Annotated in this window: 27 protein-coding genes; 9 read left to right on the top strand and 18 right to left on the bottom strand. The window is 55.3% G+C overall.

Annotated elements, in window-relative coordinates; genetic code table 11:
* Positions 1–279 precede the first annotated feature (279 nt).
* The gene (locus AC2FFP_RS20805; protein ID WP_377189705.1) at positions 280–1071 is read left to right on the top strand and encodes an inositol monophosphatase family protein; all 792 of its coding nucleotides are present in this window, start codon (positions 280–282) and stop codon (positions 1069–1071) included.
* Positions 1072–1074: 3 nt separating this feature from the next.
* Here AC2FFP_RS20805 and AC2FFP_RS20810 read toward each other — a convergent pair whose 3' ends face one another.
* The 4 genes from AC2FFP_RS20810 to AC2FFP_RS20825 are packed head-to-tail and all read right to left on the bottom strand — an operon-like array spanning position 1075 to position 5951.
* Positions 1075–1641: a histidine phosphatase family protein gene (locus AC2FFP_RS20810; protein ID WP_496881466.1), complete on the bottom strand. Its 567-nt coding sequence runs from the start codon at positions 1639–1641 to the stop codon at positions 1075–1077.
* Positions 1642–2712, bottom strand: a complete 1071-nt coding sequence (locus AC2FFP_RS20815) for an ABC transporter ATP-binding protein (protein WP_377189699.1) — start codon at positions 2710–2712, stop codon at positions 1642–1644. It abuts the gene before it with no gap.
* The gene (locus tag AC2FFP_RS20820) at positions 2709–4925 is read right to left on the bottom strand and encodes an ABC transporter permease (protein WP_496770612.1); all 2217 of its coding nucleotides are present in this window, start codon (positions 4923–4925) and stop codon (positions 2709–2711) included. The genes AC2FFP_RS20815 and AC2FFP_RS20820 overlap by 4 nt, the downstream gene beginning before the upstream one ends.
* Entirely contained in the window at positions 4926–5951 is a 1026-nt protein-coding gene (locus tag AC2FFP_RS20825; protein ID WP_377189693.1) for an ABC transporter substrate-binding protein, read from the bottom strand.
* A gap of 351 nt (positions 5952–6302) precedes the next feature.
* On the opposite strand from AC2FFP_RS20825, the gene AC2FFP_RS20830 reads away from it, so the two are divergent.
* From AC2FFP_RS20830 to AC2FFP_RS20855, 6 genes are read left to right on the top strand one after another with little or no spacing between them, the layout of a single operon-like run.
* Positions 6303–7112 (top strand): DeoR/GlpR family DNA-binding transcription regulator, encoded by an 810-nt coding sequence (locus AC2FFP_RS20830; RefSeq protein WP_496770607.1) that lies wholly within the window; start codon positions 6303–6305, stop codon positions 7110–7112.
* Positions 7113–7171: 59 nt separating this feature from the next.
* The gene (gene phnD, locus AC2FFP_RS20835) at positions 7172–8146 is read left to right on the top strand and encodes a phosphate/phosphite/phosphonate ABC transporter substrate-binding protein (RefSeq protein WP_299987282.1); all 975 of its coding nucleotides are present in this window, start codon (positions 7172–7174) and stop codon (positions 8144–8146) included.
* A gap of 60 nt (positions 8147–8206) precedes the next feature.
* On the top strand, positions 8207–9007 hold the full coding sequence (gene phnC, locus AC2FFP_RS20840; RefSeq protein WP_496770605.1) for a phosphonate ABC transporter ATP-binding protein: 801 nt from the start codon (positions 8207–8209) through the stop codon (positions 9005–9007).
* Positions 9004–9819 carry a phosphonate ABC transporter, permease protein PhnE gene (gene phnE, locus AC2FFP_RS20845; RefSeq protein WP_299987288.1) on the top strand — a complete coding sequence of 272 codons (816 nt, stop codon included), beginning with the start codon at positions 9004–9006 and terminating at the stop codon, positions 9817–9819. Before phnC ends, phnE (AC2FFP_RS20845) begins: the two co-directional genes overlap by 4 nt.
* Positions 9819–10634 (top strand): phosphonate ABC transporter, permease protein PhnE, encoded by an 816-nt coding sequence (gene phnE, locus AC2FFP_RS20850; RefSeq protein WP_377189683.1) that lies wholly within the window; start codon positions 9819–9821, stop codon positions 10632–10634. The genes phnE (AC2FFP_RS20845) and phnE (AC2FFP_RS20850) overlap by 1 nt, the downstream gene beginning before the upstream one ends.
* Complete coding sequence (locus tag AC2FFP_RS20855) at positions 10631–11536, top strand: HAD-IIA family hydrolase (protein ID WP_496770602.1); 906 nt, start codon at positions 10631–10633, stop codon at positions 11534–11536. Before phnE (AC2FFP_RS20850) ends, AC2FFP_RS20855 begins: the two co-directional genes overlap by 4 nt.
* 126 nt (positions 11537–11662) lie before the next feature.
* On the opposite strand, the gene AC2FFP_RS20860 is transcribed toward AC2FFP_RS20855, so the two are convergent.
* The 10 genes from AC2FFP_RS20860 to AC2FFP_RS20905 all read right to left on the bottom strand — a co-directional run bounded on the left by AC2FFP_RS20860 (position 11663) and on the right by AC2FFP_RS20905 (position 22336).
* Positions 11663–12253 (bottom strand): transposase, encoded by a 591-nt coding sequence (locus AC2FFP_RS20860; RefSeq protein ID WP_496780509.1) that lies wholly within the window; start codon positions 12251–12253, stop codon positions 11663–11665.
* 59 nt (positions 12254–12312) lie between these two features.
* Positions 12313–13035: a hypothetical protein gene (locus tag AC2FFP_RS20865; protein ID WP_496881467.1), complete on the bottom strand. Its 723-nt coding sequence runs from the start codon at positions 13033–13035 to the stop codon at positions 12313–12315.
* A gap of 716 nt (positions 13036–13751) precedes the next feature.
* Positions 13752–14279 (bottom strand): GNAT family N-acetyltransferase, encoded by a 528-nt coding sequence (locus tag AC2FFP_RS20870; protein WP_496737850.1) that lies wholly within the window; start codon positions 14277–14279, stop codon positions 13752–13754.
* 300 nt (positions 14280–14579) lie between these two features.
* Positions 14580–15917: a metal-dependent hydrolase family protein gene (locus tag AC2FFP_RS20875; RefSeq protein WP_496770119.1), complete on the bottom strand. Its 1338-nt coding sequence runs from the start codon at positions 15915–15917 to the stop codon at positions 14580–14582.
* A gap of 208 nt (positions 15918–16125) precedes the next feature.
* Positions 16126–16593, bottom strand: coding sequence for an Hsp20 family protein (locus AC2FFP_RS20880; RefSeq protein WP_496769585.1), 468 nt, complete (start codon positions 16591–16593; stop codon positions 16126–16128).
* Positions 16594–16715: 122 nt separating this feature from the next.
* The gene (locus AC2FFP_RS20885; protein ID WP_496769583.1) at positions 16716–17531 is read right to left on the bottom strand and encodes a trypsin-like serine peptidase; all 816 of its coding nucleotides are present in this window, start codon (positions 17529–17531) and stop codon (positions 16716–16718) included.
* Positions 17528–18322, bottom strand: coding sequence for a trypsin-like serine peptidase (locus AC2FFP_RS20890; RefSeq protein WP_496769581.1), 795 nt, complete (start codon positions 18320–18322; stop codon positions 17528–17530). Before AC2FFP_RS20890 ends, AC2FFP_RS20885 begins: the two co-directional genes overlap by 4 nt.
* 118 nt (positions 18323–18440) lie before the next feature.
* Positions 18441–19757 (bottom strand): glycolate oxidase subunit GlcF, encoded by a 1317-nt coding sequence (gene glcF, locus AC2FFP_RS20895; RefSeq protein WP_496881468.1) that lies wholly within the window; start codon positions 19755–19757, stop codon positions 18441–18443.
* Between the two features lie 4 nt (positions 19758–19761).
* Positions 19762–20862 carry an FAD-binding protein gene (locus AC2FFP_RS20900; RefSeq protein ID WP_496881469.1) on the bottom strand — a complete coding sequence of 367 codons (1101 nt, stop codon included), beginning with the start codon at positions 20860–20862 and terminating at the stop codon, positions 19762–19764.
* 25 nt (positions 20863–20887) lie between these two features.
* The gene (locus tag AC2FFP_RS20905) at positions 20888–22336 is read right to left on the bottom strand and encodes an FAD-linked oxidase C-terminal domain-containing protein (RefSeq protein ID WP_496769575.1); all 1449 of its coding nucleotides are present in this window, start codon (positions 22334–22336) and stop codon (positions 20888–20890) included.
* 80 nt (positions 22337–22416) lie between these two features.
* Between AC2FFP_RS20905 and AC2FFP_RS20910 the strand changes: the two genes are divergently transcribed.
* Complete coding sequence (locus tag AC2FFP_RS20910) at positions 22417–23127, top strand: DUF599 domain-containing protein (RefSeq protein WP_496726721.1); 711 nt, start codon at positions 22417–22419, stop codon at positions 23125–23127.
* Between the two features lie 35 nt (positions 23128–23162).
* Positions 23163–23510: a hypothetical protein gene (locus tag AC2FFP_RS20915; RefSeq protein WP_496726722.1), complete on the top strand. Its 348-nt coding sequence runs from the start codon at positions 23163–23165 to the stop codon at positions 23508–23510.
* Between the two features lie 3 nt (positions 23511–23513).
* Here the strand turns inward: AC2FFP_RS20915 and AC2FFP_RS20920 are convergent, their stop codons facing one another.
* The 4 genes from AC2FFP_RS20920 to AC2FFP_RS20935 form a co-directional block, all read right to left on the bottom strand.
* Positions 23514–23999: a flavodoxin family protein gene (locus AC2FFP_RS20920; RefSeq protein ID WP_282170872.1), complete on the bottom strand. Its 486-nt coding sequence runs from the start codon at positions 23997–23999 to the stop codon at positions 23514–23516.
* A gap of 1 nt (position 24000) precedes the next feature.
* On the bottom strand, positions 24001–24471 hold the full coding sequence (gene rlmH / locus AC2FFP_RS20925; RefSeq protein ID WP_496769573.1) for a 23S rRNA (pseudouridine(1915)-N(3))-methyltransferase RlmH: 471 nt from the start codon (positions 24469–24471) through the stop codon (positions 24001–24003).
* A gap of 44 nt (positions 24472–24515) precedes the next feature.
* Positions 24516–24875, bottom strand: coding sequence for a ribosome silencing factor (gene rsfS / locus AC2FFP_RS20930; RefSeq protein WP_058276550.1), 360 nt, complete (start codon positions 24873–24875; stop codon positions 24516–24518).
* 164 nt (positions 24876–25039) lie between these two features.
* A complete protein-coding gene (locus AC2FFP_RS20935; RefSeq protein ID WP_496881470.1) occupies positions 25040–26392 on the bottom strand; it encodes a mechanosensitive ion channel family protein in 1353 nt (450 codons plus the stop codon).
* Positions 26393–26407 lie beyond the last annotated feature (15 nt).

Raw genomic sequence — 26407 nt, forward strand, 5'->3', positions numbered from 1 at the left:
AATCAAACCAACCAGATGAGCCACATCCTCTCTTAGATCAGAGCGCCATCTGTCCCAAAATCCCTGACGACGGACAGTCGGCCCTGAGCCCGAATGCGTGCAAAAATTAGCTAATGATTGACTTGCTGTTTTTTGCGGAGGAGTTCATCAACACTAAAATTTTTAGGTTTGCGGCACCGAAACGGCTCCCGAAAACAATCGAAATGACTCTTTGATTGATAGGCATTCGATTAGCTTGCATTGTTGCATGGCAGCTCTTTATTCGGAAAAGGACCACCCATGTCTCGACTTTCAGAACGCAGAGATTTTGCCATCGAAGTTTGCGAGGAGGCTGGGGTAATTGCTGAAGAGTATTTCGCGGATCGAGGTAATCTTGTCGTTGATCAAAAAGGTGCTCAGGACTGGGTGAGCGAGGCGGACAAGAATGTTGAAACCTTTATTCGTCAGAGGATTGCAAAGGCGTGGCCCAATGATGGAATTCTCGGTGAAGAGCACGGGGCTACTGTTGGTAAAAGCGGTTTTGACTGGGTGATTGACCCAATTGATGGGACAACGAATTTCGTCAACGGCATACCTGCATGGACTATTGTTCTGGCTAGTGTCACGGAAGGACATACTGAGGTCGGTGTGATACGTGATCCAAATGTGGATGAGACCTTTGTAGCGATGCGCGGAGAAGGTGCGACGCTTAACGGATCCCCAATGCGCGTTGCGTCAGGGGTGGCGCTGCGGGACGGAACAGTCGCCGTGGGGTATTCGAACCGGATTAAGACCCGGCATGTTTTACCTATTGTCGAGAACTTAATCGAGCACGGGGCTATGTTTCACAGAAACGCCAGTGGAGCGTTATCATTGGCCTACGTCGCTGCTGGGCGACTCTTGGGATACGTGGAAGAACACATGAATGCCTGGGATTGTCTGGCTGGGCAATTGCTGGTCTCGGAAGCGGGTGGCATTGTTGAGGATCAGAACGCCGATGTGATGATCCGCGAAGGTGGGCGCGTAATCGTGGGTACACCAGATGTGTTCGAGACCTTGGTTGAAATCGCAGAGAACGCTTGGAACGACTAACGTTTATGCCAACGAAACCCAACCTGAATAGGGTTTGAGCGTCAATAGATCTGCCTGCCAGAAATGGCCTTGTGATGGCTGATCGTGCTTGCGGTCTATCGAACAATCCGAGAGTGCGCACCACAGCAATGTGCCGACCGCCCCATGTGTCACGATTGCAATATCTCCGGCGTCGTGCATTTGGATAATCTCGGTGATTGTCCGATGAATGCGTTTCTGCGCCTCGACAGCTGTTTCCCAACCGCTATAGCTAACTTCCGGCTGGGCAAAGAAGGCATCAGCCGCTGCCTCGAAATCGTCTCGAGGCAAATAGCCGGTTGCGCTGCGGTCGTTTTCACCGAGACCCAAGTGACAATTCACGGGCAGCGTTTGTGGTGCAGCAAGAATCTTACCCGTTTCGCGGGCCTTTCGCTCGTTACTGGTCCAAATCTGCGTGACATTCGACAACGCCTCGCAGGAAGCAAATTCAGTCGCGCGTTTACGGCCCGTCACACTCAGGCCCCAATCTGTTATCTGGATGGCCGGATCGATAGAGACTTCGGGGTGTGTGATGATCGTGAGATTCGGCATTTAGTCAGGCAAAAGCACGGGCCCTTTGTCAGCAAAACCCATCATGATTTCAGTGCCGGGTTCTAGCGGTGCGTCGACATCATCTTGAACGGCAAAAACCTGACCGAATGCACCTTTCAATGTATATTCCATCCGAACGCCAACATAGGTCGCCTTGGCCACTGTGGCTGGAATACCTTGATCTGAACCGATCACCAAACGTGAGGGTCGCACGGCGATGGTTGCCGGTCCTTCGGACAGACCGCGACGTGGCAGCGTGTGGCGATAGCCTTCGACTTCGATGGTTGCCATGCCGCCATCAATATCTACGATTTGGCAGCTCAGTAGGTTTGCCTCACCGATGAAATCGGCAACAAACCGGTCATTTGGGGCATCGTAAAGCTGGCGCGGTGTACCCATCTGAGCGATCGCTGCATTGCGCATAACAACAATCTCATCCGAGACCGCCAGTGCCTCTTCCTGATCGTGTGTGACGTAAACAACTGTCAAGCCAAGGTCTTGCTGTATCGCCCGAATATCCTCACGCACCTGACGGCGAAGCTTGGCGTCGAGGTTGGACAGCGGCTCGTCGAACAGCAGAACTTGCGGCTCAAGCACCAGTGCGCGTGCGACGGCAACACGTTGTTGCTGGCCGCCGGATAGCTCTGAGGGAAGGCGGTTGTCAAACCCCTGTAGGCCAACCAACTCCAAGCCATACAAGGCACGACTGCGCGCTTCATCCTTCGCAAAGCCCGAGAATGTGAGGCCATACTTCACGTTCTCTAACACGCTCATATGAGGGAACAGCGCGTAAGACTGAAACACCATAGATACATCGCGGTCGGTGGCTGGGAGTTTGGTCACGTCCCGATCACCGATCAAGACCTTGCCCGAACTTGCCATCTCCAACCCTGCAATCATGCGCAGTGTCGTTGTTTTTCCGCAGCCTGACGGACCAAGCAGCGTAACGAGCTTTCCTGCGTCTACGTGGAGGTTGATGTTATCGACGGCGACCACATCCTTGCCGAACACTTTCGACACGTTCTCAAACCGTACCGGGGCGGCCTTGGAACCGATTTTGGTGTCGGTCATGGCGATGTCTCCGTTCCGTGCTGCGTGCGTCGACCAATCTGGACCCGGCCAACGAGAAGTTGCAATAAGCCGACCGCCGCGAGCATCACGAAGATCAGCGTCGTCGAATAGGCGATAGCAAGGCCATAGTCGTTATTCTCGACCCGACCGATAATATAGCTGGTTGCCATGTCATACTCCGCGCTGACCAGAAAGATGACGGCCGAGATTGCAGTCATGGCACGTACAAAGCTGTAGACAAGCGCAGCAAGTATCGCAGGGCGCAACAGCGGGAGGATGACACTGCGGAACGTCTGCCATGAGTTTGCGCCAAGGGTCAGCGAGGATTCATCAAGGCTGCGGTCCAGCTGCGACATGCTCGCGATGCCGGCGCGAACGCCAACCGGCATATTGCGGAAGATGAAGCTGACAACGAGGATGACACCTGTGCCAGTGATTTCGATTGGCGGAACGTTGAAGGCAAGGATGTAGCTAACGCCGATGACCGTGCCGGGGATGGCGAAGGACAACATTGTTCCGAATTCGAAAGCGTTCTTGCCTGCAAAGCTTTGCCTGGTCAGCAGATAGGCCGTTACCAGCCCAACGGCGGCAGTCAATGGTGCAGCAATGGCCGCGATCGTGATGGTCGTCCAGAAACTGTCCCAGGCGGCTCCGGTCCAGCGAATTTCCTCTTCTTCAAAGCGGACTGAGAATGCAGTGATGTAGTGCTTGATCGTCAGCGAATTATCGACCCCCCACAGCTCAACTACACTGCCGTAGATGATCATCGCATAGACAATAATTGTGAATAATGCCCAGCCAAAGGCGATGAGCAGTACAGGCACCGAAAGGCCGGTTGGCATCAGCGGATGCACGCCCGCATCGCCTTTGCCGGTGACTGTTGTGTAGCTCTTCTTTCCCAACCAGACGCGCTGCGCGTAAAAGGCGGAAAGGGTAAAGAACAGCAGCACCATTGCCAGAACCGCAGCGCGCCCTTGATCGTATTGAGCGCCGACGATGGCAAAGAATATCTCGGTCGACAGCACGTCGAAATTCCCACCCAAAACAAGCGGGTTGCCGAAGTCGGCCATGCTTTCGATGAAGCCCAGAAGAAAGGCATTGGCAAGACCGGGCCGCATCAGGGGCAAGGAAACCGTCTTGAACGTCTGCCATCTGCTGGCCCGCAGGGTCTGGGCCGCTTCCTCCATCGAGGGAGAGACGCCTTCAACCACGCCAATCAGCACGAGAAACGCAATCGGCGTGAACGCGAGTGTCTGCGCGATCAGGATGCCTGGCATTCCGTAAAGCCACCGCGTCGGCTGTGTGCCGAGTAATTCGGCAAAGAACCGGGTGACAGAGCCGGACAGTCCAAAAAGAAGGATGAGCGCGAGGCCGATCACGAACGGTGGAGTGATTATCGGGAGAACGGTCAAAGCCCGTAACGCGCGTTTGTAGCGGAAACCCGAGCGCGTCACGACCAACGCGAAGCATAGGCCGAGGATCGTTGTGATGAAGCCAACGAGGATGGCCAGGAAAAGTGAGTTCCAGGCCGCACCGCATCGGGCACCTTGAAAACACCCCAGTCCCCACAACCGGTCGTCGAAGAACTTCGAGAAGAAAACCGCAATGGAATAAGCGCCGTCTTCGGTGATGAAAGCAGCGAAAAGCATCTTGGCGATGGGGAAAAAGACAAAAGCGGTGACGATGGTAATCACACCGCCAATAGCGCTTACGACGAAGACATCACCATTAATGGCACCCCTCGCCGCGATACCTTGAGTGAGCAGGAACAGAAAGCTCGAGGCGCAGATCATTGCGCCGTAGCCCATGCCGAACTGACGGTCGCCAAAGTCGCCAATCATCGTTTCCAACCAGTCGAAGTTGAATCCTCTGATGCCAATGCTGAAACCCTGAACGATCAACCAGCCGAAGCCGAGCGCTCCGGAGAGTACCAGAATGCGGGCATAAATCGGGTCAGATTTGGCGCGTTTCAACACCAAAAGCGGTAGGGCGAGAGCGATCAGGAGTGGAGCGAGCCATAGTTTCTCACCTTGTCCAATCAGAAAAGCTGCAGGGGCATAATCCTCATCGAATGGGTAGCCGTCCAAGAGCCATTCGAACGACCACAGGCCGCCGTCGACCATGTACCAGGGCAGCAGGCAGAATCCGACCCACCCGGCGATGATCCAGAAGATCAGGACCGGATGGGTCGTTTTTGATGTAGTGTCAGTCATTTACTGCGGCAGAACCGAAACCTCTTCGTCCCATTTCTGCAGCAAACGCTTCCGTTCGTCTGATGAACCATATTTTTTGAAGTCATAGTCAATCAGCTTGATCTGATTCATATCAGGTGCGCTTTCTGAGGTCTCCGAACCCTTGTTCGATGGCACCTGAAACGCATTGACCTGAAGGGCAAGATTCTGAGCTTCAGGCGACAGGGCCCAGTCATAGAACTTCTTCGCCTCTTCTTCGTTGCGGGCGCCGTCGATGATCGACATTGAGCCAATTTCGTACCCCGTGCCCTCGCATGGTGCGACGACCTTGATCGGGAACCCCGACACGGCCTGCTTTACGGCGTCATGCATGAAGACGATACCAATCGTGTTCTCGCCACGACCGGCGGCCTTGATCGGCGCAGAGCCGGACTTGGTATACTGGTTGATGTTCGAATGCAGGCCTTTCATGAACTCAAAGCCTTCATCCTCACCAAAGATCTGCACCATTGAGGCCAGCGTTGTATAGGCCGTCCCTGAAGAGTTCGGGTTCGCCATCTGAACGTGTCCCTTGTATTCGGGCTTCAAAAGATCCTTCCAACAGGCAGGTTCGGGCAAGTTGTTTGCAGCGACAAGGTCGGCATTGTAGCCATACCCAAGCGCGCCTGAGTAAATGCCGATCGTCTTGTTGCCCGCGCTTTCAGCCTGGGATATCGCCCAATCGTGAAGCTGGTCGCGCATCGGCGATACGTATTCCATCGTCAGGCCTTCTTCGGCGGCCTGCAGATGCGGGTCGCCCGTACCACCCCACCAAACGTCACCTTTCGGGTTCGAGCTTTCGGCACGGATTTGTGCAAATGTCTCGCCCGAGGACTTTCGGGTCATGTTCACGTCGATGCCAGTTGCATCTTCGAAGCTACGTGCCATCAGCTGACACCAATCCTCTTGAGCTGAGCAATAGAAAGTCAGCTTTTCAGCATGCGCCGCGGACAAAGACGCGGCCAAGGCAATCAGAGATCCGACGGCAGTGGATGTTAGTTTCTTCATTATTTTTCCTCCCTTAGGGTTTAATTCGCCCGGGTTTCCCGGTTCTTTTTTGCCCTTCCTCATGCAGCCTTACGAATTTTCTTTTAGATAGTTGGGGCTTCCTGATTATCTGTCAAAACCTTTGGAAAATGCGTCAGGATTTTTTTGCAACCACCAACTTCACCAAGAGAAAACCAACGATGCGCCCGGTCTTTCATTTTGAAATTGATCAGCCTGCGTATATTGCCCTGTCCCGTGAAATCTTTGATGTCATGTGAATTTTCACTACGAAATGAGGATTATGCAACAAAAATTATTGCAAAATGCCCGAAACCCCACAAAATTGAGTTCTGAAAATATTCGAGTCGTTGAATGTCCAAAACCAAAACGCGCGGTAAGAAATCTGAAAAAAGTCCTGGTCGGGTAAAAAAGTCCGACAGACGCCAGCAAATCCTGCTGGAATTGAAACTACGCCCGCACGTTCGCATCAACGAGTTGGCACAGCGTTTCAACGTTTCGAATGAGACCGTTCGCCGGGATTTTGAAGCCCTGTCCAATGAAGGCCTGATCGCGCGTGCGCACGGTGGGGCATCAGCCCCAGTGCAAGGGCATTATCCAAGTCTGGAAGAACGGACCGGCGCACAGATCGAAGAGCGCGAACGGATAGGAATCAGCGCGGCCGAGCTTGTTCAGGACGGTGAAACGGTCATGGTCGATTCCGGCTCGACGACTGTCGAGATGGCACGCGCGCTGGCATTTCTCGATATCCATTGTACGGTGATCACGAATTCAATCCCCGTGGCGATGACCCTTGGCCATGGTGCTGCCCAGGTCTTATTGTGCCCCGGAGAATACTTGGCAACTGAATCTGCAACGATCGGAACCGAGACACTGGAATTCCTGTCTCGTTTCAACGTTGACAGGTGCATGATCGGTTCCTCGGGTTTCTCAGTAGAAGGCCCGTCAGAGACGGTAAGGGGCTTTGCGGCGATCAAGAGGATGATGCTGGCGCGTGCTGCGAAACGCCATCTTCTTATCGATTCCGGGAAATTTGAGCGCAAGGGTCTGTCTCAAGTAGGCGATCTTGCCGAATTGGATTCCATAGTCACCGACACAAAACCAACCGGGGAACTGCTCGATGCAATAGGTGGTGCCGAGGTCGATATTCTCGTTGCCGGTTGAGAACGAAAAGGAATGACTAACTGCGGCTGATTAAGGCCGCACATAACTGGGAGGAAAACATGAAGATCAACATCAAACTATTGGTTGGGGCATCTGCAATTGCGCTACTGTCGCTTTCGGGGACAGCCTCGGCGCAGGATTGTCCGCGCGGTGACTTGGACGAGCGTTTTTGTGACTCCGACGGAGATTTGATCGCGGATATCCCAACAGATCCCTCCGAGCAAATAGACCCTGACACCTTGATTTTTGCATATACACCAGTCGAAGACCCCGCCGTTTACAAAACCGCATGGTCAGACTTTCTTGAGCATTTGAAGGCGGAAACCGGCAAGGACGTCGTCTTTTTCCCGGTTCAGAACAACGCAGCTCAGATCGAAGCGATGCGTTCGGGGCGTCTGCATATTGCGGGCTTCAACACTGGTTCCAACCCTTTGGCTGTAAACTGCGCCGGGTTCCGGCCGTTCACGATCATGGCCTCGAAAGACGGTAATTTTGGCTATGAGATGGAAATCATTACCTTTCCTGGTTCGGGAATCGAAAAGGTTGAGGACATCAAAGGCAAGCAACTGGCCTTTACCTCCCCCACATCCAACTCAGGTTTCAAAGCGCCATCAGCAATTTTGAAGAGCGACTTTGATTTGCTGCCGGAGCGTGATTTCGAACCTGTCTACTCGGGTAAACACGACAACTCGATCTTGGGCGTGGCCAACAAGGATTACTTGGCGGCTTCGATTGCCAACTCGGTAAAGTCGCGGATGATTTTGCGCGACGTGATCAACGAAGATGATGTTGTTACGATCTATAAATCGCAGACTTTCCCGACCACTGGGTTTGGCACCGTTTACAACCTGACGCCCGAGCTGCAGGAGACAATCCGCAATGCCTTCTTCAGCTTCGACTGGGAGGGCACGACACTTGAAGCTGAGTTTTCGAAATCGAACGAAGGCCAGTTCCTTGAGATGACCTATCAGGAATTCTGGGATGTCATTCGTAAAATTGACGCAGCAAATGGCGTCTCCTACGCCTGCCAGTGACCTTTGGCCAATACTGCGGGCCCGAAAGGGCCCGTTATTCAACCTAATCTGGGGCATTTTATGCTGCGTCTTCAAAAGCTGACGAAAACATACAAGACCGGAGATCAGGCGCTGAAGGCCATCGATCTTGAGGTGCCCAAAGGACAGGTGCTTGCATTGATTGGGCCCTCGGGTGCGGGCAAATCGACCATGATCCGGTGCATTAACCGGTTGGTTGAACCCACAAGCGGTGGTGTCCTTTTGGATGATGTGGACCTGACCAAACTCGGATCGGGCGCTTTACGTAAAGCGCGCCGTGAAATGGGCATGATCTTTCAGGAATATGCCTTGGTCGAACGTCTCACGGTGATGGAAAACGTATTGTCGGGACGGCTGGGATATGTGGGATTCTGGCGCAGTTTCCTGCGGCGATATCCGCAGTCGGACGTCGACGAGGCTTTCCGCCTGCTTGATCGGGTGGGGTTGTTGCACATGGCTGACAAACGAGCGGATGAACTGTCGGGTGGTCAACGCCAAAGGGTCGGCATTTGCCGCGCATTGATTCAAAACCCGAAACTGCTGCTGGTCGATGAGCCAACTGCCTCGCTGGACCCCAAAACCAGCCGTCAAATCATGCGCCTCATAACAGAATTATGTCAGGAGCGAGGGTTGGCGGCCATTATCAACATCCATGATGTGGCTCTCGCCCAAATGTTTGTTCCGCGAGTCGTCGGCCTTCGCTTTGGTGAGATTGTGTATGACGGCCTTCCAACAGGTCTTACCCCAGAAAAGCTGACCGAGATCTACGGCGAGGAAGATTGGGAAGCGAGCATCGAAAAAGTGGACGAAGATGAAGATGAAGATGTCGAGGCCGCAGAATGAGCCATCGAGAACTGGACGACATGCTCGGAAAAGGCTGGCGTAAACCTGCCTTTGTCAAAAACCCTTTGCTCCGCTGGGCATTGTTCCTTGGGTTTTTTGCCTACCTGATCGCCGCCTATATGACCATCGAAGTTGATTGGGGTCGTGTCTATGAAGGACTGGATCGGGGGTGGGCATTTGTACTTGCGTTTACCAGCCCGGACTTCGTTTCGCGGTGGTCAGACATTTGGAGCGGTCTGCTGGAGAGTATCATTATGACCGTGGCTGCGTCGGTCGTGGGCATCCTGATTTCGATCCCGATAGGGTTGGGCGCGGCACGCAACATCGCCCCTTTGCCAATCTACATGATTTGCCGGGGCATTGTTGCCATCAGTCGAGCCTTGCAAGAAATCATCGTGGCCATTTTGCTGGTGGCTATCTTCGGTTTTGGTCCGCTGGCCGGATTTCTGACCCTTTCCTTCGCCACCATTGGATTTCTCTCAAAACTTTTGGCCGAAGACATCGAAGCGATGGACAAGGTTCAGGCCGAGGCAATCAAGGCCTCTGGCGCGCGTTGGCCGCAATGGATCAACTATGGCGTTCAGCCACAGGTTATGCCGCGACTTGTGGGCCTTTCCATGTACAGGATCGACATCAATTTCCGAGAAAGCGCAATTCTTGGCCTGGTGGGCGCCGGCGGAATTGGTGCGACGTTGAACACTGCGTTCGATCGATATGAGTACGACACAGCAGCAGCCATTCTCATCCTGATCATCGGGATCGTCATGGCACTTGAATACCTTTCGGGAATTATCCGCGCGAGGGTTCAATAATGCCGGTTCTTAAACAAAACGATACTCAGATCTGGCGCCGACGGACGACGGGTCAAAGTCTTGTTCGCTGGTTTGGCTGGCTTTTGGGTGTGGCTGTCTTTGTTTATTGCTGGCAATTCATCTCGGAATCGACGACCTGGTTTTTCGTCTGGGATGCACCCCGCATTGCCAACGATATCTGGACCCGCGCAACGCCTCCCAAATGGGACTACATCACACAGCTGGGCCGCCCGATTTGGGACACACTGAACATCGCCACCCTGGGTACAATCATCGCCTTGTGCATGGCAGTGCCGGTTGCCTTCTTGGCCGCGCGCAATACCACGCCGTCGACATTGTTCATCCGCCCTGTTGCTTTGTTGGTCATTGTCTCGACTCGCTCTATCAACTCGCTGATCTGGGCCCTTCTATTGATCGCAATTATTGGCCCAGGCGTCTTTGCGGGTGTTATTGCAATTGCAATCCGTTCTATTGGTTTCTGCGCAAAGCTTCTGTACGAGGCCATAGAGGAAATTGATCACGCTCAGGTCGAAGCGATCACGGCGACTGGTGCGTCGCGCTGGCAAATCATGGCTTACGGGATCGTTCCGCAGATATTGCCTGCATTTGCCGGCATTGCCGTTTTTCGTTGGGACATCAATATTCGCGAGTCAACGGTTCTGGGCCTAGTTGGTGCCGGAGGCATAGGGTTACAGCTGTCAGCTTCGCTCAACGTGCTGGCCTGGCCGCAAGTCAGCCTCATCCTGATTATAATTCTCGTTGCGGTTTTGATTAGCGAATGGGTCTCGGCAAAGGTTCGAGGGGCGATCATTTGACCGGGTTCTCTGCGCAGGACGCTTTCGATGCCTATGAGGCTGTACGCCACCGACTTCCCGAAGCTAGACCTACTGAAGTGAAGTATCGTCAGGTTGAAACGCTTGATGACATAGCTCATGAGTTCGACGTGTTCCTCCTCGACGCATTCGGGGTTCTCAATATAGGTGATACGGCAATCCCGGATACACCGGATCGGGTCAGGTCACTGAAAGCCGCCGGCAAACATGTTTTGGTCGTTTCAAATGCTGCTGGGTTTCCTCACACAACTCTGTTGGAAAAATATTCCAGGCTTGGTTATGACTTTGCGCCCCGAGACGTGATCACCAGCCGGGCGACGTTGCTATCAGAAGTAAACGGTCAAAGTGGGTTGCATTGGGGCTTGATGGCGACCCCCAGCGCCGGTCTTCGCGATTTGGAGGGGTTGAAACTATCCTATCTGGAGGATGACCCAGAACCCTACGGAACTGTCGACGGATTCCTGATGATCGGGTCAGCGGTTTGGACTGAAACGCGTCAAGCCATGTTGGAGACCGCCTTGCTAGAGCGTCCCCGCCCGGTAATGGTCGGAAACCCAGATATTGTTGCTCCTCGCGAGTACGGATTTTCCAAAGAGCCCGGTCTTTTTGCGCACCGGCTGGCAGACCGAACGGGTGTCGCCCCTCAGTTCTTTGGAAAGCCTTTCGGCAACATCTATGATCTCGCTTTCCAACGCCTCGGGCACATCGACAAGTCCCGAATTCTGATGGTTGGCGACAGCCTGCACACTGACGTTCTGGGCGCATCCAGCGCAGGCATAGATTCGGCACTCATCTCAGGATATGGATTCTTCGCAGGGCATGATGTTGAAGCAGCGATCAAGAAGGCGGGGATAGTACCAAACTTTATAGTAGGCCGGCCTTGAGTTTAGAGCATTCATTTTCGATAGATTTTCCGTTCAACTCGAATGTCCTGTAAGCCCGCATAGTGTTGAATAAGTCGACCTTGGAGCTGCCGATGGGCGAAGCCCAAAGCAGCTGGTCCGTTCCTCTCAGCCTGTTGGTTCTGGTTGCGGAACCAGTTTTGCGAGTTTCCGAAGGTTTTGGGCCGTGGCTGCGAGTTGGAACTGTTCATATGCGCCCTTGGGTCCTCTCAGCCGCATCATCGACACGCCTATGTATCGCTTTAGATGTGCAAACAGCATCTCGACTTTCCGCCTCTGAATGAACGACGTCATGTAGGCGTCGGTTTTTCGGATATCGCGGGCAACGTCGCGAGCCGCTTCGTGGACGGATCGCATCACGCGTCGCCCCGGATCACCTGGGCAGCATTGCGGTTTGAGCGGGCATACATCGCAGTCGTGTTTTGAGGCGCGGTATCGGATGAAACCATCTTTGCCGCCGTTGGGCTTTCGTGGTTTTGAGAAGTTCCGGCGATATGTCCGCAGTTCCTTGTTACCGGGACATGTGTAGCTGTCAGTTGCTGGATCGTAGACGAAGTCTTCACGAGAGAACGTGCCGTTCGTTCGTTTCGATTTATCCCAAACCGGGATGTGTGGGGCGACGCCACGTTCCTCCACCAGCCAGCCCAGCATCTCAGCTGAACCGTAGCCGGTATCGCCGGCGAGCTTTTCCGGGGTCATGTCAACCACCGAGGCAGCGTTGCCATGTTTGACGATATATTTGAGGCCCTGACCCGCAATTAAATTAGAAAAGCTTGGGTGTAGGCTTGGCGCAGCATTGGACTGCGCCGACCGAAAAGCGAAGCGGACACCGCCGAGCCAGGCAATTCCCATACTCCATATTCCGGCCCAAGCCGGTAGTCGCCAAGACGGGTCATTCCCAGGTCCTGACACACCTGAGCCCCACCTGGCGAACAGCTAATAGAGCCGAGTCCATGCAGAACAATATCGCGACGAGCCAATTGTTCTAGGTAGGTTACAAAGGACGACAACAACAAAGGCGCAGCACTTTCGTGACCACGGCTAACAATTAAGGCAGGGCAATAGCCGAAGTATGTGCCCGGCAGGATAGGCTGTCGTACTCGCTCGACGGATAGATTTGATTCACGCAGTCTACACGCACGAAATTCGGCTTCATCTTCAGGGAATAGCAATAGCAGAGCCCATTTTGCGACCATCCGACCATCCCTGATAACCATTTGCCAATGATCGTCGTAGGTTTGATAGATCGGCAGGAAAACTCTCTCATCGGCGGCCAGCTCCTCGGGTAATCGACCCAATTCCGTGTCCGCGGTTGAGATCATGTGGCAGATCGCCTCCCGGTATGACCCGTTAAAATGCCTGTCCACCAGCGCATCGTCCAGCAATTGGTACTTTGTATCGACAAAATTACCCTGTCGTGCCTCCCAATCCAGCCGACAAGCTAGTATCTCGTCAATGCTCCACCCCAACCTTTCCGACAATCTGCTCTCCAGGTCGCCTCGAATTGAACGACAGCGAGCGTTCATATTTGCCGATTGCATCTACACTTACATCTAACAACGCTGCCAATACCTCTTGTGTGATGCGACCGTGGGTGCCGTTGTCGGAACGCCAGCGGCGTAGCTTTTCAGCAAACAGAGAAGGTTGAACTGGCATACAGACCCACAAACGTTGGAGGACTTCGTGATTTAACATGCCTGTTGAGGTCTATTGTGCCAAGAGACTTACGGATGACTTACGGGTAATCCGTATCATGTCAGTGGTTGGTTAGAGATGAGGTGAGCAGGGTCGATCCATATCAATTACAAATGGAACCCTACCAATGTCTCGACGTATCTCCTCGCTTCCAGGGGCAACAGAACTTCTGTTTCCCTGGTTCTGGCCAAGAAAAGACAATCATAAACCCGAACCGCATTTCGACGATGGCCAACACAATCGTTAAGGCTATGAACCTGGCCCTGCAGCCAGGCCCCGCCGATGGTTTTCATTCGACCGTTCAAATTGGCTCTGAACCGTTAGCGAACTCAAATTTAATTGCGCAATCTATGAGTTCGACGAGTCGTTGGCTTTGCGCCTGCGGCGAATGTCTGGAATGACGGGCCGCAACGCGGCATCGCGATAAAGGAACCAAGGTCCGGTAAGGGCCGCGAGCGCCTGTTACCTATGCCAGCCAAATTTGACTGCGGCTGCATTTGTCTCAAATATCTTTGGCGAAATAGTGCAGATGTGGGCGTAACGTGGGTTGATCCTTGTACGTTGTCGTTTCTATCGGACCGTCCAACTCTACAAATCCTAGCTTGGGATACAAGTTTCTCATTTCTATATTGGGTGTGAGCGTGTCCGCAATCAGCCTTTTGAGACCCATATTGCGCGCAGCATTCTCACGCGCCTCAATCAATGCACGGCCAGTGCCCATTCCTCTGGCTTGTTCGGTAACAAAAACTCTTTTGAGCTCGCCGGTATCTGGCCCGAGACACTTCATCATTCCGCAGCCGACAATCTCACCGGCTTCAGACCTTGCAACAACCAGACATCCCTTCGGAGGCAGATAGTCATCCGAGTTTTCCCAGAATTCAGCGAGCGCACTTTGGGGTGCCGCAGGATCAATATCGAAGCCTATGGCCCGCATCCTTTGGACGATGAGTTCATAATACTGCGATAGGATCTTATTGAGCTCGCCCTTAGCTGGCAGCTCCTCACAGTTCTCAATTCTTACATCTTGCATGGGTCATCCACCTGTCCCGAAAGAACTCAATGCAAATAGGATAGGCCGGAAAAGAGGCGACGTCATCTTCGTCCGCAGTGCGGCTTTCTTTCCAGATCAGTTTCTGCATTCGGTAGCCGATGTCCGCTTCGGGGAAGCTGCATCGCGGCGTCCAGCGGATCGGCCGATGTCTCTTACGGGCCGCAAGCTCCACAGGATTTGTGAGGCTACCTCGGTAGTGCTGCATCGCATCCGGCGACTGCACTGAGCCCAAAGCAGTTGTTACAAAATTGGCTTTGAGCAAAGGACTTCATCTGGAACTTAGTCCAGCGTGTTCTTGTAGACTTTGCCGTCTTTCATGATCAGATCGAAATTCTCATGCGGGTCTGCGATCAGGTCGATATCTTGCAGCGGATTGCCGTCCACCAGGATCAAATCTGCATAAGCGCCCTTTGCGATCACACCCAAGTCACCTTGTTGATAAGGGTGGCGCGGGCCGGAGAGTTTGAGCAGTTCAGCATTGGTTGAAGTCGCCATTTTCAGCACCTCGTATGGCGTGTACCAGCGCTGCAATTTGGCAAGGAACGCGCCTTGACGTTCGGCCAGTTTGGGATCGAACAGGATGTCGGTGCCGAAAGCGACTTTCACGCCAACTTCTTTCGCCGTTTTGTAAGTGAAATCTGTACCGTTGGTGACGTCGATCCATTTCTGCTGGCTAACAGGGTCGTCGAAAGAAAAGCCATCCTCGTCATCCAGCAGGGGCTGCACTGACAACCAAACTTCATTGTCGCGCATCAGTTCCATCGTTTCGCGGCTCATCAAAAAGCCATGCTCGATGGACTTAACGCCTGCGGCAACGGCAATTTCCACTGCCTCGTCCGTGAAGACATGAGATGCAACATAGGTGTTGTAGGTGTCGGCCACCTCTACGAAAGCCTCGATTTCGGCCTTGGTGTATTGGCGTACATCCAGAGGGTCATAAGTGGATGACACCCCGCCACCGGTGGAAATCTTAAGCTGGCTTGCGCCCATGCGCATGATTTCACGCGCGCGCTTGACCACTTCCGGAACACCATCAGCCTGCGCCATCAAACCAACGCTGTACCAGTACCATTGCGAATCCGCGCCGTTCGTCGGAACCGCTTGGTAGGGGCGATAGTCAAAGTGGCCGCCGGTTTGTGTTACGGGTGGGCCGGACGGCAGGATACGGGGGCCTTTGATCTCGCCTGCGTCAATCATCCGTTTTATGGCAAATGAATTGCCGCCAACGTCGCGCACCGTTGTAAAGCCGCGCATTAACGTGCCTTCGGACCCGATGGCACCACGCACCGCGACCTCAAGAATATCGCCGGTCACAACCACACTCTGCGGATTGCAACAGTAAAGCGTGTGCCAGTGTACGTCGATCAGGCCCGGCATCAACGTGCGCCCGCCGCCATCGATGACGATACCATTGGCGACGGCGAGGGGTTCTGAGGACACATCTGTGATCAGATTGTCGGTTACAACGACATTGGCATTTTCAATCATTTCCTCATTCACACCATCAAACACGTTGACGTTTGTGAACAGTATCGGGCCCCTATCCTGGGCGAGCGCTTGCGAACTGGTTATTGCAAGAACAATCGACGAAACCGCCGCAAGTTTGGGGAAATGCATTTTCAATTCCTCAGAAAATTCTGTCGGAGACACCATCCCAGCGGAAGCAAGCTTTTTCAAGGATTCCGTCACTTTTCCGCAAGGTCGGCTTTGTCCGCAGAGCAGACATCCCGGTCTTACAAAAACAACGCCCCGCGTCTGGAGGAACGCGGGGCGTATGGTGCGATAATCCAGAGAGGAACGATTATCGCGGCGTATTGCCGTCGCCTTAGTTCACGGCTTTGGCGTCGACCACGTCCTTTTCAATGGCATTGGCCGAAGAAATCTCGATCCGGCGCGGTTTCAGGGCCTCAGGCACTTCGCGCTTCAGGTCGATGTTCAGCATGCCGTCTTCGTGGTTGGCACCGGTGACACGCACGTGATCGGCCAGCGCAAAACGGCGTTCGAACGCGCGGGTGGCGATGCCACGATGCAGATAGCTGCGCTCTTTGTCCTCGGCGGCTTTTTTGCCAGCAACGATAAGGGCGTTTTCTTTCACTTCGACCGACAGGTCATTTTCCGAAAAACCGGCGACTGCAACCGAGATGCGATACGTGTCGGCATCGGTTTTTTCGATGTTGTAAGGCGGGTAGCTCGGCTGAGCCACATCATTGGTCAGCACGCGATCCATCATATCGGCGATCTGGTCGAAACCAACGGTGGCGCGGTGCAGGGGTGCAAAATCAAAACTACGCATGTGTCATATCCTCATATCAGAGCGATCTGTGTTCTGCCCTCCGTTCGGACGGGCATCTGGTTGATACGGGCCCCGTTCGTGGCGACCCGACACAGTTCACATGGGTAGCATTTTGATCGAGTTCAACCCCCGCCCGAGCTGATGAATTTCGCGCCGGAATTCGACTTGTCGGATCCGACTTGCAGCCGGCGGATCGTTGCCTGGGGGCGCGGGGCATCGCGCCGCAAGTCCGCCTTGAGTTCGGCAACAATTCCAGACAGTTCCATCCCGTAGCCGGCCACGCGGCCCCCGTAGGTTCCGATTGCTGAGACAACTGACAGGATCTGCCAGCGCGGGCCATTTCTGGCCAGCAATGCCGAACCGGACGAGCCAAAAGTGATGTCGCAGTTGAAGGTGATCAACCCTTGCTGGCGACCCAGGATACGGCAGGACCTTTCCCGCGTGATCGCCTCGGACCGGCCGCGCCCGTATGAGGCTAAGCTGACCTCGGTTCCGGCAACGCGCCCCGTGTGCAAGGCAAACGGATTGGCGATAGAATAAGGGATCGGCTGTTCCAAACGCATCAGCGCAACATCGGCGCGGACATTATTCGGTGACAGCGGGGCATTGCTGACATATTCCGGGTTCACGGCAATCTGCATGACTTTGCGATCTGCCAGCGCCTCACCATGGCTCAAACCAGCGCGAAAAGTCACCTTTCCCGGCTCGTAGGTTTTGCCGCTAGCCTTGTCCAACGCACAGTGCGCAGCGGTCAAAACCAGATCCTGCGCAATCAGGGTGCCTGTGCAAAACCCGTCATCGCCGATGTCCAGACGTCCAACCGCCTCCCACCCGTAAAGGTCATCGCGGTCCGTCAGTTTGCGCTTGGCGGTCTGGGCGTAAGTTGCAGAGGCGGAAATTGAAAGAAACAAAAGAAAATTCAGAAAAAAGCGACTCATGGTTTTATGAACCTTGCTCCAATATTGCGGCGTGTCCCTCCTTGGGAGGAAGATACGCCAAATCCGCGGCCAGCCGACAATTCTGCCTGCAGCAGTTCCAATGAATCTTCGACCGCGGTGCCGACGGCCACGCGCTGCCCGTTGAATTCGGCCTTGGCTGCGACGACCGAAACGATGCGCGGCCGGTCCCCTTCAAAGGAAAAGACCGGTGCGCCCGACGACCCGAACTCGACGTCACAGGACAACACCAAAACGTTGGATGTGCGCGTCATGACCGAGCACACTTCTTGCAACGAGGGAGCCTCGGCCCGATCCTGCGCGTAGGACACGACCCCCACTTCGGCACCTCGGGCCGGACGGTTTCCGGTCTCGAACGGAATTACGCTCGTATTGCGGATCGGTTGCCACAGCTCGATCAGCGCGATGTCATTGTACAGCCGCGAGGCCGTTGCCTCGGTGCTGTATTCGTAGTCTGGGTGAACAACAGCGCGACGTGCGGCCCGATAGGCCGATGCACGTCCAAGACGCCAGGCGGCCAGAAACTCGACCTCTGCCAGGTCGATCCGCTGACCAGTTACCTTATCGAACAGACAATGGGCAGCCGTCAAAACCTGGGTCGGAGAAATCAGTGTCCCGGTACAAAACCCGGCGCCGTCCTTGATATCCAGGCGCCCGACCGCCATCCACGCGCGCCCCGCATCGGTGGTGTCCAGGCTTTTCAACCCGGTATCCTGGGCTGCGGCGGACAATGGCGTCAAAGCCAGTGCCAATGCTGTGATCCAGTTTCGCAAACGGCACTCCGGCTTTGCTGTTGACGTATTTTCCTACGTCTCCGGTGCGGCAAAAATAGGGCGATGACGCCCGCGTCCGTTTAACGTGGCGAGTGGTGCGCAGTTGCATCAGCATGGTCTATCTAAGGACCGGAACCTCAGATTTGGCTGGTTCACGCAAGGCCCGCGGCACCGGCCCGCCGGTTGCCCAATCCAAAAGCTCGACCGTGTGCAGCACGGGAATGTTCGTGCCAGAGCCGATCTGCATCATGCATCCGATATTGCCTGCCGCGATCACGTCCGGCTTTTTGGCTTCCAGCGTTGTGACCTTGCGGTCCTTCAGCTTGCCCGAAATCTCGGGCTGCATCAGGTTGTAAGTCCCTGCGCTGCCGCAGCACAGGTGGCTATCTGCAGGCTCTAACACGGCGAAACCAGCCTGTTTCAGCAGAGTTTTGGGATGAGCTTTGATCTTTTGACCGTGCTGCAGAGAACACGCTGCATGATATGCAACGGTCAGGCCCTTGTCTTCGCCCTGTGGCAGCTCCAGCTGGATCAGCAGTTCGCTGATATCCATTGCAATCGACGACGCCCGCGCCGCGTCTTCGGCCATGGGATCATTGCGAAACATATGGCCATAATCCTTCACCGTCGTACCGCAGCCCGAGGTGTTGATGACGATGGCGTCCAGCCCGTCGCCGTTCATTTCTGCGGTCCAGGCCCTGATATTGGCTTTTGCGGCCTCATGACTTTCGCGAGTCTTGCCCATGTGATGGGTCAGGGCGCCGCAGCACCCTGCCCCTTCGGCCACGACGACTTCGCATCCCATCCTCGTCAAAAGTCGAATAGTTGCGTCGTTAATGTCTGTATTCAAAGCTTTTTGCGCACAACCCGTCATCAGCGCAACGCGCTTGCTCTGCGGTCCTTTAGCCGGAAATCTCTGCGGGTCGTCATTGCGACTAACGGGCGGGATATGTTTGGGTGCCATGTCCAGCATGGCACGCAACCGGGCATCAGGCATCAGAAAGCGGAATGGCCGCCCGAGCTTCGCCCCGATCAAAGCCCAGCGGAACCGCATCGGATAAGGCAGGATCTGAGCCAACACCCAACGCAGCGCACGATCCGAGAAGGGGCGTTTGTAGTTCTCTTCGATGTATTCCCGCGCGTGGTCGACCAGATGCATATAGTGCACCCCCGATGGGCATGTGGTCATACAGGCCAGGCAAGACAGGCAGCGGTCGATATGCTTGACCGTTTTCTCATCCGGCACACGCTCGTTTTCCAGCATGTCCTTGATCAGGTAAATGCGCCCCCGTGGACTATCCAACTCGTCCCCCAGCACCTGATATGTCGGGCATGTGGCTGTGCAAAACCCACAATGGACGCAGTTTCGCAGGATTTCATTTGATCTTTGGATCGCGGGATCTTGCAACTGCTTTTCGGTGAACGTCGTCTGCATCGGCTTACCCCATCAACCCCGGATTAAACAAACCGCGGGGGTCGAATCTTTGACGAATACCCTTGGTTAGAGCCGCAATACCATGCGCCTCCGGTTGAAAACGCCCCAGTTCGGCAAGTGTATCCTGTCCTGCCCGCACGATATTTGCGTGACCGTTAAACGCGCCTAATTGCGCCCGCAGATCAGTTCCAACCGGCACCAAGGCCCAGATCAACCCGCCACCCCAATCAAACAACGTCCGATCTGCCCGGATGCGCGCAACGATGTCCGGCGCATCCGAGGGTTTGACCGAAATGCGCCAGACATCACCGCTTTGTTCGTGGAAACCGGCTGCATCACGCAGGTCGGCCCACAATGTGCCAGGATGCTCAAGTTCGGCAACCTCGCCGAAAACAGACAGTAGGGATTTCAGTTGATCTGATCGGTATGTCACCGAACCCGCAAATCCTTCGAGGCGCAGTAAGGCGCTTCCCATATCCGGGTCGTACGCCGCTCCGCTGACGTCAAAAGGGGATTTCAATGCGGCGGACAGCGCTGCAACTGCCGTGGTCACATCGGGCACCTGAACGGACAGCGTAGCCGAGATTTCGGGCTTGGGTAGTACTTTCAACGACACTTCGGTCAAAACACCCAAAGTGCCCCAGGATCCCGCCATCAGCTTGACCAGATCATAGCCGGTGACGTTCTTCATGACCCGGCCGCCATTCTTGACGACCTGCCCCATGCCATCGACATAGCGCACGCCCAAAAGGAAATCACGACATGCCCCTGCCTGTATCCGCCGTGGCCCTGATATGTTGGCCGCCACGACACCGCCTATGGTCGGAATGCCGCTGGTCCCCAACAGTCCCCGATGATCCATAGGCTCAAAAGCCAATTGCTGACCTTCTGCATCTAATGCGGCCTCGATCTCTGTCACCGGCGTGCCGGCTTTCGCCACCAGCGTTAGCGCACCGGGTTCGTAAAGTGTGATGCCGGTTATTCCGCTTGTTTCAATCACCGCATCTTGTCCCGCAACACCGCGCGTACCGCCTCCCTTGATGCGGACCGGTTCGTTCAGCCCGGCCACCAACTCGGCCAGTTCGGCTTCTGTCTTTGGTTTCATGACAATTCTTCTTTGTTAGAGCCGATTATTCAGCGGCAATCTGCGCGATGCGTCGGGATTCAGACGCATTCAACGGAAAAACCTTGGCGGGGTTCAGCAACCACTTTGGATCGAACACATCCTTTACGGCCATCTGCGCCTCAAGGTCCGCAGGCGCGTATTGATGGTGCATCAGATCGCGCTTTTCGATCCCAACCCCGTGCTCACCTGTCAGGCAGCCACCCACATCAACGCAAAGCTTCAGGATATCGGCTCCGAACGCCTCACATTTCTCCAGATCACCCGGCTTGTTGGCATCAAACAGGATCAACGGGTGCATGTTGCCATCGCCTGCATGAAACACGTTGCCGACCGGCAGGCCGTATTCTTCGCTCATTTCACCAATCCGGCGCAGCACTTCCGGCAAGGACGATACCGGGATCGTGCCGTCCAGGCACATGTAGTCGTTCAACTGCCCCATCGCACCAAAGGCCGACTTGCGCCCCAGCCAGATTTTCGCGCTTTCCTCAGCCGATTGGCTTTCGCGCAGCTCCACCGGGTTATGGCGCTTGGCGATGTCGATGATTTTTGACAATTGATAGTCCATCTCGGCCTCGGACCCTTCGACCTCGACAATCAGCAAAGCGGTGCAGTCGGGGTAGCCTGCATGGGCGAAGTTTTCGCAGGCCTTAATGCACAGGGTATCCATGAATTCGATTGCAACCGGCAGGATGCCCGACTTGATAATGTCCGAGACGCATTGCCCGGCAACTTCGTTGTCATCAAATCCCATGAGCACGGGTCGTGCACCTTCGGGTTTTCGCAATATCCGCAATGTGGCTTCGGTCACCACGCCCAACTGCCCTTCTGACCCGCAGATGACTCCCAACAGGTCCAAGCCGCCAGAGTCCAGGTGCGCGCCGCCAATCTCGACCACGCTGCCATCCATCAGCACCATCTTTACGCCCAACAGGTTGTTCGTGGTCACGCCGTATTTCAGACAATGCGCCCCGCCTGAGTTCATCGCGATGTTCCCGGCAATGGCACAGGCAAGCTGTGAGGACGGATCCGGCGCATAAAAGAAGTCGTCTTCCTCGACCGCTCCAGTCACACTCAGGTTGGTGCGGCCTGATTGAACGCGAATGAAACGGTTGTCATAATCGACCTCCAGCACCTCATTCATCCGGGCGACGCCAAGGATGACGCAATCCGCCGTTGGCAAGGCGCCACCGGCCAATGACGTACCCGAACCGCGCGGAACCACAGGAACACCTTCTTCATTACAGATGCGTAATACGTCCGAGACCTCTTGCGTGGTCGACGGCAGAACCGCCAGCATCGGAGGGCACCGATATGCCGTCAGCGCGTCACATTCATAAGCACGAGTCTCGGACGGTTCGTGAATCACCGCGTCCTCGGGCAACACTTGCAACAAACGTTGTAGAACCACGGTCTTGCGGCGCAGAATGTCAGGGTTTGGCGTTGGCATTTCCATGGCTGATCCTCTATTTGGTAAAATAATATTACCAATTTCCCCATCTGGCAAGTTCTCATGTCTGGCCCTAAGGTCGCAGCATGACTTGGATTGATCGCGCACAACTGTTTTCACCGCTGGATTATGCGGCCATTGCCGTGTTGCTGATCACTTGGCTGTGGATCGGATGGCGGATCGAAAACCCGTCACCCAACAAGCATTCCGTCACAGTGATGATGGATGACTATCGTCGAGAATGGATGCGGGAAATGGTCACCCGGCAACCCCGAATGTTTGACGCGCAGGTGGTCGCGGCGATGCGGCAGGGCAGCACATTTTTTGCCTCGACCACGATGATCGCCATCGGGGGCGGATTGGCCCTGCTGGGCAATACCGAAAGTCTTGCCGGCGTCGCCAATGATCTGGCCATCGGTAGCGCACCGGCCATGGTGTGGGAGATCAAGATCCTGATCATCATCCTGCTTCTGGCCAATGCATTCCTGAAATATGTGTGGGCGCACCGGTTGTTTGGCTATTGCGCGGTTCTGATGGCCTCGGTGCCCAATGAACCGTCGGACCCACAAGCCTATCCGCGCGCAGCACAAGCGGCCGAGATCTGCGTCACCGCGGCGCGCAGCTTTAACCGCGGTTTGCGCGTGACTTATTTTGCCCTGGCATCCGTTGCTTGGATACTTGGCCCCGTGGCGCTGATGCTGGGCACGGCGATCACATTTGGTGTCCTATACCGGCGCGAGTTTGCGTCGCATTCCCGGCTGGTCCTGCTGTCCCAACCGCGCGACACGGATTCGTGATCGCGAAGCCGACGGACACAGCCTAGGATCGCCTCATGCGGTATTTGATTCTCAGCCTTTTTCTCGCCAGCCCAGCGCTTGCCGACCCTTCTATGCTTGAAAACGTGGCGGCCAGCCAAAGCGGCGACACGTGGCGATTCGACGTGACGATCCGCCATCCCGATACCGGGTGGGATCACTATGCCGATGGCTGGCGTGTTCTGGACATGGACGGCAATGAACTGGGTATGCGCGTATTGCATCACCCGCATGAGAATGAGCAGCCCTTTACACGCTCACTATCCGGGGTGGCGATTCCAGATGGCGTGTCTCAGGTTCAGATTCAGGCGCGGTGCAGTGTCGATGGCTGGGGTGACGAGACGACGTTGGTCACACTGAACTGATCTTCAGAACACACCCAGCGCCAGACCCGCACCCAACGCAGCCCCAATATCACGGCACTCATCCAGTTGGTTTTGCGGGATGGTCTTTTCGGCCAGAATAGCTTCGGGCGTTTGCGCATGGGTGCAGATGATCAGCGGCGACTGAACCTCTTTCAAGCGCCACCCAGTGGCAATCCGCGCGGTTTGGCGGGCCGCATTCTCGCCATCAGACCCGGCACAGATCATCTGGGCATAGGGCCGTCCTTCGATCTTGCCCAGAACAGGGTAGTAGCAGCGATCAAAGAACTCTTTCATTAAACCTGAAATCGCAGCCAGATTCTCGGGCGCGCAGAAGATAAACCCATCCGCGGCCAGCAAATCCTCAGGGGTCGCCTGATCTGCAGTTTTCAGAACCGTTTCCGCTTCGTCCCGCGCTCCTGCCGCGGCGGCTTGGGCCATTTGACGGGCGCCGCCGGTGCGCGAATGGTAGACGATCAAAAGCTGCGCCATGTCAGACCCGGTGATAGGGACCGCCCGACAGGATGGTCGCGGCCCGGTAAAGTTGCTCGGCCAGCATCACACGGACCAGCATATGCGGCCAGACCATCGACCCGAATGAGATGGAAAAATCGGCCTCGGCCCGCAGATCAGGGTCTATTCCGTCCGCACCGCCAATGATCAATGCCAGATCCTGCCGCCCGGCATCGCGCCAGCCACCCAGTTTTTTTGCAAAATCAGGCGAGGACATCACCCGCCCACGTTCATCCAGTGTGCAGATCACCGCACCTTTGGGCAGGGCCTTGCGCAGCAACGCGGCCTCGGCCCCCATCCCTGCGTTTTTTTTGTCCTCAACTTCGATCACCTGTGCAGGACCAAGGCTCAGGCTACGGCCGGTCCGGTCAAATCTGGTCAGATAATCGTCAAGCAGGGACTTCTCCGGTCCGGCACGCAATCGCCCGACCGCACAAATGCTTATACGCATATTTCTCTCGCCTCCGGCCTGTTAATGCAGGCCGGGATAGCGCCTCAGTTGGCCGAGGCGCTGCCGCCCTGAGGCAGCCACATCTTTTCCAGCTGATAGAATTCACGCACTTCGGGGCGGAAGATATGGACGATCACGTCGCCCGTATCGATCAGCACCCAGTCGCCGGCATCCTTGCCTTCGACCTTCGAGGTGAAACCGAATTCCTGCTTGATGCGATCCGTCAGCTTTTCGGCCATGGCCGAGACCTGACGTGTCGAACGCCCGGACGCAATGACCATGTGATCCGCGACAGACGACTTGCCTTGCAGGTTGATCTGCACGACATCTTCGGCCTTGTCATCGGAAAGTGAGGAAAGGATACGCTCAAGCAGCTTGTCGCTGATTGACTGAGAGTGGGCCATTACATTGGCCCCGTCATCGGCGGGCAAACCCGCCTGTGTATGTAGAGACAGGACATAGTCCTCCTTTGTTGCGCGCCGCCAAACCCCGGCGCAGGGGTACTAATAAGGTAACAAGGGGAATGCAACATTTCAATGAACGGGCGCTTTTGCGTCCGCACGGGTGCTCACTCTTTGGCGATCTGTTGCGAGTCTGCGCCGTCGGGCAGCAGCCGAACCTCGCGCTGGGGGAAAGGAATCGATATCCCCTCGGCCTTGAAGGCGTCCCAGAGGGCGAGGTAAACATTGCCCCGAATATTGGTAAGCCCCTTGGTCGGATCGCTGATCCAGAACCGCAGCACATAGTCCACGCTGCTGTCGCCGAACCCGGTTATATGGCAGACCGGCTCATGTGAACCGCCGCTGAGAACACGTTTCACCGATTTAACTGCCCGGATCGCGGTTGCGCGCACCAGGTGCGGATCGTCGTCATAGCTGGTGCCGAAATCCAGATCCAACCGCACATATTTGTCCGAATGCGACCAGTTCACGACCTGATTGGTGATCAGATCCTCGTTCGGGATCAGGTATTCACGCCCATCTCGGGTGACCACTGATACATAGCGCGCGCCCAGCGCATTGATCCATCCGAATGTGTCACCCAACGAGATCACGTCGCCCGGTTTGATCGAGCGGTCCATCAGGATGATGATCCCGGAAATCAGGTTCGACACAACCTTTTGAAGACCAAAACCGATGCCCACGCCGATCGCGCCTGACAACAGCGCGATGCCAGTCAGATCAAACCCAAGCGTGCGGATGGCCGCCATAAAGACAGCTCCGTACAGCAGAACTTGAATGCCTTTGGCCAACAGAACCTGCATCGAAGGCGTGATGTCGTCGTTCCTCTGCAATCCCCGCTCGGCCGTGCGGGTCCCGATGCGGGCCAACGTCAGCAGCACGCCGATCAGCAATGCGGCCTTGAGAATTCCCAGTGCCGAGATGTGCAAATCACCGATGGAGATCGCTACGCCGTCCAGAAACTCGGCCACATCATCGGTCAGATTCAGCGCAACCAGCGTTGCATAGACCCACATTGCCCATTTAAAGATCCGCCGCAGCGTACGGTTGCGGACAAGTCGCGCCACCAGCGCGATCGCCAGCCAAGCGGCGGCCAATGTCGCGATCACGCCGATAATGTAACTGTGCGACGGCCAGGTCACATTCTGCATGAACAGGTACAGCGTCCAGGACAACAAAACGAAATAGACCAGCGTTAGGCGCTGCATCAATTGAACCAGAGTGCGCAGCCGCCATTTGGGCCAGCCGGTGCGGGCACGTGCCCAGGCCTCCCATCGGTTTTGCGTAACCAGTTTGAGCACATATGCCAAAGCCCACAGGGCGAGGATGATTATCAACTGGTGCCGCCGCCAACCCGGTGTGACGATCAGATCAACAAGTTTGCCGAACTGCACGGAAAACCCCGCGACCATGTTTTCATAGAGTTCCGACAGCGAGCTGGGGATCAGGTCTTGGTTCATACAGGTCTCCTGAAC

It is taken from the genome of Ruegeria sp. YTSC004, assembly GCF_059609805.1.

What these genes read in the sequence shown, in the direction of transcription:
- AC2FFP_RS20805 (WP_377189705.1), top strand. Translation starts at nt 280, where the DNA reads ATGTCTCGACTTTCAGAACGCAGAGATTTTGCCATCGAAGTTTGCGAG.
- AC2FFP_RS20810 (WP_496881466.1), bottom strand. Translation starts at nt 1,641, where the DNA reads ATGCCGAATCTCACGATCATCACACACCCCGAAGTCTCTATCGATCCG.
- AC2FFP_RS20815 (WP_377189699.1), bottom strand. Translation starts at nt 2,712, where the DNA reads ATGACCGACACCAAAATCGGTTCCAAGGCCGCCCCGGTACGGTTTGAG.
- AC2FFP_RS20820 (WP_496770612.1), bottom strand. Translation starts at nt 4,925, where the DNA reads ATGACTGACACTACATCAAAAACGACCCATCCGGTCCTGATCTTCTGG.
- AC2FFP_RS20825 (WP_377189693.1), bottom strand. Translation starts at nt 5,951, where the DNA reads ATGAAGAAACTAACATCCACTGCCGTCGGATCTCTGATTGCCTTGGCC.
- AC2FFP_RS20830 (WP_496770607.1), top strand. Translation starts at nt 6,303, where the DNA reads ATGTCCAAAACCAAAACGCGCGGTAAGAAATCTGAAAAAAGTCCTGGT.
- phnD (WP_299987282.1), top strand. Translation starts at nt 7,172, where the DNA reads ATGAAGATCAACATCAAACTATTGGTTGGGGCATCTGCAATTGCGCTA.
- phnC (WP_496770605.1), top strand. Translation starts at nt 8,207, where the DNA reads ATGCTGCGTCTTCAAAAGCTGACGAAAACATACAAGACCGGAGATCAG.
- phnE (WP_299987288.1), top strand. Translation starts at nt 9,004, where the DNA reads ATGAGCCATCGAGAACTGGACGACATGCTCGGAAAAGGCTGGCGTAAA.
- phnE (WP_377189683.1), top strand. Translation starts at nt 9,819, where the DNA reads ATGCCGGTTCTTAAACAAAACGATACTCAGATCTGGCGCCGACGGACG.
- AC2FFP_RS20860 (WP_496780509.1), bottom strand. Translation starts at nt 12,253, where the DNA reads ATGACCCCGGAAAAGCTCGCCGGCGATACCGGCTACGGTTCAGCTGAG.
- AC2FFP_RS20870 (WP_496737850.1), bottom strand. Translation starts at nt 14,279, where the DNA reads ATGCAAGATGTAAGAATTGAGAACTGTGAGGAGCTGCCAGCTAAGGGC.
- AC2FFP_RS20875 (WP_496770119.1), bottom strand. Translation starts at nt 15,917, where the DNA reads ATGCATTTCCCCAAACTTGCGGCGGTTTCGTCGATTGTTCTTGCAATA.
- AC2FFP_RS20880 (WP_496769585.1), bottom strand. Translation starts at nt 16,593, where the DNA reads ATGCGTAGTTTTGATTTTGCACCCCTGCACCGCGCCACCGTTGGTTTC.
- AC2FFP_RS20885 (WP_496769583.1), bottom strand. Translation starts at nt 17,531, where the DNA reads ATGAGTCGCTTTTTTCTGAATTTTCTTTTGTTTCTTTCAATTTCCGCC.
- glcF (WP_496881468.1), bottom strand. Translation starts at nt 19,757, where the DNA reads ATGCAGACGACGTTCACCGAAAAGCAGTTGCAAGATCCCGCGATCCAA.
- AC2FFP_RS20900 (WP_496881469.1), bottom strand. Translation starts at nt 20,862, where the DNA reads ATGAAACCAAAGACAGAAGCCGAACTGGCCGAGTTGGTGGCCGGGCTG.
- AC2FFP_RS20905 (WP_496769575.1), bottom strand. Translation starts at nt 22,336, where the DNA reads ATGGAAATGCCAACGCCAAACCCTGACATTCTGCGCCGCAAGACCGTG.
- AC2FFP_RS20910 (WP_496726721.1), top strand. Translation starts at nt 22,417, where the DNA reads ATGACTTGGATTGATCGCGCACAACTGTTTTCACCGCTGGATTATGCG.
- AC2FFP_RS20915 (WP_496726722.1), top strand. Translation starts at nt 23,163, where the DNA reads ATGCGGTATTTGATTCTCAGCCTTTTTCTCGCCAGCCCAGCGCTTGCC.
- AC2FFP_RS20920 (WP_282170872.1), bottom strand. Translation starts at nt 23,999, where the DNA reads ATGGCGCAGCTTTTGATCGTCTACCATTCGCGCACCGGCGGCGCCCGT.
- rlmH (WP_496769573.1), bottom strand. Translation starts at nt 24,471, where the DNA reads ATGCGTATAAGCATTTGTGCGGTCGGGCGATTGCGTGCCGGACCGGAG.
- rsfS (WP_058276550.1), bottom strand. Translation starts at nt 24,875, where the DNA reads ATGGCCCACTCTCAGTCAATCAGCGACAAGCTGCTTGAGCGTATCCTT.
- AC2FFP_RS20935 (WP_496881470.1), bottom strand. Translation starts at nt 26,392, where the DNA reads ATGAACCAAGACCTGATCCCCAGCTCGCTGTCGGAACTCTATGAAAAC.